Genomic DNA, 8,128 nt, shown 5'->3' on the forward strand with positions numbered 1-8,128 from the left:
TATAATAGTGTTATTTGGACCTGTTGATGATCCATGGAGCTTTCTTGATAGAGATGCTGTCTCTAGGAGCGATTATTCATCTGCTATGAGCCCTCAGGCTTTTATGAGGCTTGTTAGCAAGCACTATGTCTTTGATGAGGAGGGACCCCTGAGGGAGGAGCTTGCATTCAAGCTGCTTGATACCTCGGTCAAGCTCTGGCTGAAAGAGGTAGAAGTGCTGAAGGTAAGGAAGGAGATAGGATTCTGGCTGATAGATCAGCTGAGGTACTTTGTTGACTTCATGGACAGATATTTTGTGCGCAGGCCACTTTTCATCAGGCTTAGTAGGGATCAAGATTTCTATGGGTTGCTAGATGGATATGCTAGAGAAATAGGATATTCTAACGGACTTGCTGATATGGTCGGACGGAATTTGGAGAGAGTGGAGAACCTCTCAAGGATGATGATCTATGTTTTAATGAATAAAATTATATTTTATAAAGTTCTAGAGTACTACTATAAATTGCCAGAACTAAGGCCATTTGCAAGCAATGTGAAGAGCTCAAAGGATTATCTTCAGCGCCTGAACGAATTTTTCGATGATGCAATGAAGACCTCTAGGGATTTTGAGCAGATATTCTGCACAGGGCTTTACGATCACATTGTCATATCGGATGATGAAAGAGCTCTCTTTCAGATAGATGAGCTGATAAGAATGTTGTCCGGCATTAATCTGCAGGAGTTCGGGGATGTGATAGGCCACGTTTATGAGAACTTGATACCAGAGGAGGAGAGACACAGACTTGGTCAATTCTACACCCCTAGGCCGATAGCAGAGCTCATCACAACATGGTGTATCAGAAGCGGGGATGATGTTGTCCTAGGTCCTGGATGCGGTAGTGGGACCTTTGAAGTGGAGGCGTACTGGAGACTTGTCGAGTTCAAGACCGGAAAGAGGACGATACCATCGAGAAGAGTGCACGAGAAGGTCCTGAATCAGATATATGCCATTGATATAAACTCATTTCCAGCTCAGCTCACCTCCATGAACCTCGCTATGAAGAACATACTAGCACCTGCGACAAACCTGAATGTCATAGAATCCGACTTCTTCAGCATAATTCCAGGACAGGAGGTTCCTCTACCCTATAAGGTTCAAACTCCTGAAGGGCCCAAAGAAAAAAGGATATACTTGCCGAAGGATGGATTTGACGCACTATTCGGAAATCCTCCCTACACTAGATGGACTGAAATTCCTCAGAATGTCAGGGAGAACATAAGGAATAGGCTAGAATCCATGCTTACAAAGTATAATCTTCATGCGGATGTCGAGAGGGGAAGAGAACCGGGGATCTATGTATACTTCATAATGTGGGCCAAGGAATTCCTGAAGCCCGGGGGAAGGCTTGGGATGATAATATCGGATTCATGGCTCCAGACGGATTATGGGGTCGATTTCGGCAGATATCTCCTAGACAACTATAAGATAAAGGCGATCATAGATATCTCTGCTAGAGTTTTTCCAGTCCCTTTGGTGGGGACGTGCATAGTGCTGCTTGAGAAGCCAAGAGAGAATGAGGACATAGGAGAGAACAACGTAGTTTTCATGTATTTAAATATACGTGGGGAGGGAAGCTTGGGAGTATCGGATATACTTGAAGCACTCGAGAACCCTGAAAGGGGCAGGGAACGCTACCTCATTAATATATATAAACAAAGAGATATACCTAGGGATAAAAAGTGGATAAACTTGATATTTAACACAGAGGAGATATTATCTCCCATAAAGGATAGGACAGTTCCAGCTGGAAGCTACTTTGAGATGAGTAGAGGAAATTACTTTTTCAGTCTATGGGCTCTAAGAAATGGCAGAAGACCGGATATGGGAGCTAAGGATTTCTTTTACTTCAATGAACAGAAGGCGCAGGATTGGGATCTTCATGAGTATCTTCACCCTGCTATAACCAGTTCCCGCCATGCTATCTACTTTACATTTACTGAGGAGGATTGGAAAAAGCTCAGGGACGAGGGTAGCGATTGCTATATGTTCATATGTCATATGCCCAGAGAGGAGCTTCCCGAGAAAGTGCTGAATTACATAAGGTGGGGAGAAAGCGAGTGCAGGACCAAGATAAGGGGGACAAGAGGGGGAGGAAGGCCATGTAATCAGGCACAGGCATGCCAAATTAGGGAGAGAAGTAGGGATCACTTTTTCGGATGGTACGATTTAGGTTGTGTAGAAAAAGCCCCAATAGCAGCAGTGCGCCAATCTCAATATAAAACAAGGTTTATTTTACTTGAATACCCAGTAGTTACTTACGATGCGATGATAACTTTTATTCCGAAAGTACAACTTTCTGGATTGCAGCTTAAAGCTCTACTGGCCTACCTAAACTCAAGCTTTGCTCAGTTGTATATAGAATCAATAAGCAGAACGACGGGTTTGGGAGTTGCAGCTTTAGAGGTAAGGCATGCTGAGGAAATTCCAATAATAGATGTTAATTCATTGAATGAGAAAAACCTAGAGAACCTTGCCAATCTTTTCGAGAAGTTAGAAAATGAAGCTAGGAAGTTAGGAGGTGCAGATAGCCGTAATAATGTGGAGATTTTGTGGAACGAGGTTATAAAGGAAATAGATGAGGAGATATGCAGGATACTCGGCGTATCCCTCCTTCTGGCTGAGAAAGCAAGGGTCATGGCACATTCCATGATGGAGAGGCGTTTGGCTAGGACCGAGGAGGGAAGAAGAGGGATAATAAGAGGAACCGAGAACTCAGTCCTCCACGTGTCACGCTACAGCAGGCACCTTAACTCACGCTATATCCCCGGTCAAAAGTAAATAAAGGCTGACACATTTGTCCTGATAGTAATCACGTGCCTTAAATTACAATAACTTTTTGGGTCTTATATGCATCCAAATTGACTTATGAGGTACTTATCAGCCTCTATGCGTGCGCTCTAGGTAATGCAAAAACTGTTTTTCTCTTAACCAGTTATCAGCTTAAAGTCCTCCTCCGGAATTTCCCTCATTGCCTTTCCCATCAGATGGCCAGTCCACTTTTTCTTATTCTCTATGAACTTCAATTTCGGTATCAGCTTCTTGAATTCAACAGGCTTCTCAAATATCTTGACAGGCTTCAGCTTTATTCTTAACGGAAAAACTTCGCCTCCTATCTCTGGAGGAGGTCTGAATATCCTCGAGGAATCCCTGAAAACCTCCGAAGCTGCCTCATATAGCGCTACTATCTTGGGCCCCTCAACCTCCTTTCCCACGCTTCTCTGCTTCACGTAGATGAGGAGAAGATCTCCCGGCTTAACCCTGGATATCGTGTTCTTGTGCCTCTCAGGAACTCCCCATATATTTTTCTCCTTTATAACCCCCCAGTTCTCCTCTGTCGTTATACAGAGCCAGTAGGTCATACATCAAGAAGGACCTAGTTTTATTTAAAGATTATTGCAGTTTTCCGTGCGAGGCCTATTTTCAGGTCTAGGGAAGGAGGAGTTTACAGTGTAAGTCTTAAGAAGTAACCAACTGAGTTTACTATTAGGAGTAAGTTTAAGGTGATACTATGAATGGAAATGAAGAAGTAGAATTTACATCAGAGTTTTGGCACAAGCTCAAGGATTATCTTGGACATCTTATAGGAGGTGTCAAGCTTAATGCTAAATATCAGTGGCCTGAATATTGTGGCAAGAAACCAGATATAGTTATTCTAGATGAAAAGGGGATTCCACAGCTCATAATAGAGACCAAGAGGAAAGCTGAGGGCAAATACGAGGACATCTACGATCCTCTGGGGAGAGCACCCATAGCTCAAGCGCTATGTTATGCAGCCCTAGCTCTAGAAAGTCACAACATGAACAGGACCCCTCTTTTCGCCACAGCAAACGAGAGCGTGATTATAATCTTTAGAGGTGTTGAGAGAAGAGAGCTGGAAAATCTGCTTGATATCGAGCTCTGCCGTGAAAAACACACCTCACCGGAGGACTGGGCTAAAGCCCTCAAACTTGGGGCACATGACAAGCTGGTTCAAGAGTATATCATAGATAGATTGGAGAAACCTCTCTCAGAGAGCACGATAAAGAGGCTTTTCGAGTATGTGGAGAAGTGGATCATCAATGTACCCATAACTCCGCCTCAACTGTACAGGATATTGATTGAGCAGCTCAGGCAGCACATCGAGGAGCTCCATGATGAGCATGTGGAGGATGCTGTGAAGGCAAAGATACTTAATAATCCAGAATACTTTAGTAAGCTTTATGAGCAGGCGAAAAAACAAGGATATAAGGCAGGAATCCTGAGTCCTGGTCTTTCCTCATTATGTCTTCATGAGGAATGGAGTATTAGAAAGAGGATATGCGAACCCCTAGCTGAGGAGATAAAGAAGAGGGTTTCAGGTTCTAAATCCCCTCAAGAACTGTTTTTCTTATTAAAGGATATAACAGAAAAGGATATCAAGGAGCTCGTGAGATATTGCAGAGAGGCAGAAGAGAAATCCCCTTCCATATGCGACAAAAAGATCAGGGAAGTTCTCTCCTTCAGGAATCTATCTAGGATGATGACCTATGTGCTTGGAGCCAAGATCCTAGCCTATAAAGTCCTCGAGATGCACTACAATATACCTACTCTCAAGTTTCTGGACGACTCAATTGAGGTTGATGGGGAGAGAATAGAGATAACGGATCCAAACGATATAACTGAGGCTTTAAACAGGGTATTCGCAACAGCTTCAAAAAGACTGGAGGAATCCATAAAGATCAGGGACTTCAGGCCGCTGTTTGAGACAGGGCTCTACGATATGATAGTTTTTAAGGGCTCAGGAGCTATTAAGAAAGTAAAGGCATTGATAGAAGTGGCTGATGCCATAAAGGAGTCGTTAGGGCATCTTCCGGGCATAATAGGCTATGTCTATGAGGGATTCATACCTCCAAGTGAGAGGCACCAGCTCGGACAGTTCTACACACCACCAGCAGTAGCTAGGCTCATAACAAGATGGAGCATCAGATCCGGAGATGACAGGGTCCTAGATGGTGGATGTGGATCGGGCACATTCCTCATAGAGGCCTACAAAAGGCTTCTATTCCTGAAGTACAACAAGAATTACGACAATAATGATTATCCCTCATGTAGAGAAGATTATAATGAGCACCAAGAGATCCTGAACAGGCTTTATGGAGTGGATATAAACGCTTTCGCAACTCAGTTGACATCTCTTCATCTGATGTTCATGGAACCAAGATGCCCATTCTCACAGCTAAAAGTGATGCCTGGAGACTTCTTTTCTGCTCCAGAAAACTTGGAAAAGGTAGATTATCTAGAAAAAGCGGAGCTCTTTGATGCAGTTATAGGTAACCCGCCCTATACTAGATGGGTTGAAATACCAGATGAAACAAAAAAACTCATAGGAAGGATCAGGGATTTAGCTAAGAAATATGATTTAGTAGCTGATCTGAGAAGAGGACGCGAGCCAGGGATATACACATACTGGATAGTTCATGCAGCCGAAAATCTCCTCAAGAGCGGTGGCAGACTTGGCATGATAATCTCCAATATGTGGCTCCAAACTGATTACGGTATTGATTTTGGAAGATTTTTACTGGATCATTTCAAGATAAAAGCTCTAATAGACATCTCCTATAGGCTTTTCGATGCGCTAATATCGACAGTCATAGTATTGGCTGAGAAGGAGCCTGATAAGAAAGCTCGTGATAAAAACAAAGTCTTGTTGATCAGGATACCCCCGATAGACAGCAGCCTCAGTGATAAGGATGTGGAAAGAAAGCTAGATGAAGCCTTGAGATGTATTGAGAGCTCCATAACGCCTGACTATGAGTTTGATAAAACAGTTCTCGAGGAATGTAGACGCCGACATGGGATCTGGTATAAATTTGCAGAGCAGTCTGAGATCCCAACAGATAGAAAGTGGATTAGCCTATTCTTCCAAGGCATTGAAGATGTTGTAGAAACTCTTGAGAGACATCCTTTAATGATAAGGGCTAATGAGTGGTTTAAACCAAGTAGGGGTAATAGTATAGGGTCTATATGGGCTCTTGATAACGGAGTGAGACCTGATCTTGGAGCTAAGGATTTCTTCTACTTTAGTGAAACCAAGATTGAGGAATGGGAAAGAAAGCTCAAGGGATTTAGAGATGCCGTGAGACCTTATTTAGTACCAGCTATAACAGCCTCTAGATATATTAAAACATTCGAATTCACATATGGGGACTGGGAGAGGATAAGAGATAAGGCAATAAAAAAGGGAGAGGAAGAGAAGAAAGCGTATGCGTACATCCTTATAGCTCATGAGAAAAGAGAAAACCTACCCCAACAACTACAGGAGTATATTAAGTGGGGGGAGACTGAGTGCAGGACAGGGATTAAGAGGACTAGAGGAGGTGGCAGGATATGTAGAGATGCCGAGGCATGTAGAGCTAGAGAGGAATCTGGGGAGCCATTCTTTCATGGATGGTATGACCTAGGAGGCTACATACCAACGCTAGTAATGGCGATAAGGCAGGCAGGATATCATCCACAGTTCTTCCTAGCCAAAGCGCCCTTTGTTACATACGATGCTATCATAACATTTATACCAAAAGTTAGAATTAAAATAGACCATTATATCTATGATCCCATAAAATATAGTAAGGCTTACCATAATATTATAAATGTGAACCCAGATGTTGAGCTCGACTTAGTTGAGATAAAAGCTCTTTTAGCATACCTAAACTCTACATTTATGTGGATCTGGCTTGAACAGACGGGCAGAAGGACAGGTGGTGGTATATTAGCTCTTGAAGCTGATATCTCTGGGGAGATGCCAGTACTAAATGTCAAGAAAATCGATAGAGGAGATGTCGTGGAACTAGCAATGTTATTCGATAAGCTTGAATTTGAAGCTAGGAAGTTAGCTGGAACATCCTTAGGTATAGCTTCTGAAGGTAAGGAAGGCGGCAAGTATAAGATGTTCGAAAAGCTTAGGCCAGTATTCAAGAAGATAGACAGCAAAATAGCTGAAATATTGGGAATTACTGTTGATGTAGATGCCTTGTGGGACTCCGCTTGGGATATGATGGAGAGAAGAGTTAAAGGTGCTGGAAGAAGGGTCAGGCCTGGAACTGAGGTTGAGATTGATATCGAGGAAAGAGATAGGAGAAGCAGGAGATTCTCTCCACCGGATAATGTGGTTCCCCTCACTGAGTGGCTTGAACCAGAAGGACAGCGGGAGACCAAATCGGATACTGCCTAACAACCGAAAAACCCAATAAATTTATTAGGTATTAGTTTCATTTATTGAAACTTTTGATAGTAATTTTTGCTGAAATAAAATGTTCAGGACATCTAACACCTGCAAGCATCCTTTTATCTGTTGGATAGAGAAGCTGAGGATGATATTGGCCGAAAAAGTAATAAGCATACAATAGTATTTCTTAAGCCAAAGGTCTAACTCTAGTTTTCCACTTAGATCAGGAAGAAAGATAAGTTATTTATTTTTCTTCCCATCAAAAATCTGGGTGTTATATTGAGCGAGATCATGGGTGTTATATATCCTGTGCCCTTCAACCTGCTGCAGAGGATATTTACAGGCAAAGATGTATTCATAAAGCATCCAACATGCTTCAAACAACTTAAGCCGGGGCAAAAGATCCTTTTCTACTCATCCCATGAGATAAGAGGTATTGTGGGAGAAGCCACAATAAAAAGGATCGAGATGATGAAGCTCGATGATATATACAGAAAATATGGAGAGAGGGTTTTCATAACAAGAGAGGAAGCTAGGAGTTACTCAAAGCCCTTTAAGGACAGAAAAAGAGGAGGTTCAGGCAGGGATGTGACATTTCTGGTTTTAGAGCTTGAGAACATAAGGAGATATGAGAAGGCGGTGAAGCCGAAGAGGTTCATAACAGTGGGAGGAAAGTACCTAACAAAGCAGGAGTATGAGAGCATAATAAGGTCTCAGTAATTTGCCGAAAAGTTTTTCTAAGTTCTGCCCATTTTAAGATTGCTAAGATGAGCGACAAAAAGAAATCGTTAAGCATGGCTGAAAGCTTTCTAGAGAGGGCTGGTCATAAGCTTGATGAGGCACGAGAGCATCTGAAAATGTTCCACTATGCGGAGAGCATATCCTCCTCTCAGGAATGCATTGAGCTG

At 42.7% G+C, this 8,128-nt stretch carries 4 protein-coding genes; 3 read left to right on the forward strand and 1 reads right to left on the reverse strand.

What is annotated here, in order from left to right; all coding sequences use genetic code 11:
• A partial coding sequence (locus D6D85_RS00090; protein ID WP_133308272.1) for an N-6 DNA methylase occupies positions 1 to 2,818 on the forward strand: 2,818 nt, incomplete at its 5' end.
• A 146-nt stretch (positions 2,819 to 2,964) separates the two neighbouring features.
• Here D6D85_RS00090 and D6D85_RS00095 read toward each other — a convergent pair.
• Positions 2,965 to 3,399: an EVE domain-containing protein gene (locus D6D85_RS00095; protein ID WP_125670004.1), complete on the reverse strand. Its 435-nt coding sequence runs from the start codon at positions 3,397 to 3,399 to the stop codon at positions 2,965 to 2,967.
• A gap of 149 nt (positions 3,400 to 3,548) precedes the next feature.
• Between D6D85_RS00095 and D6D85_RS00100 the strand changes: the two genes are divergently transcribed.
• A complete protein-coding gene (locus tag D6D85_RS00100; RefSeq protein ID WP_125670005.1) occupies positions 3,549 to 7,226 on the forward strand; it encodes an HsdM family class I SAM-dependent methyltransferase in 3,678 nt (1,225 codons plus the stop codon).
• A gap of 273 nt (positions 7,227 to 7,499) precedes the next feature.
• A complete protein-coding gene (locus tag D6D85_RS00105; protein WP_125670006.1) occupies positions 7,500 to 7,940 on the forward strand; it encodes a DUF365 domain-containing protein in 441 nt (146 codons plus the stop codon).
• The last annotated feature ends 188 nt before the right edge of the window (positions 7,941 to 8,128 follow it).

Source organism: Candidatus Methanodesulfokora washburnensis (assembly GCF_003947435.1).
Taxonomy (GTDB): Archaea; Korarchaeota; Korarchaeia; order Korarchaeales; family Korarchaeaceae; genus Methanodesulfokora; species Methanodesulfokora washburnensis.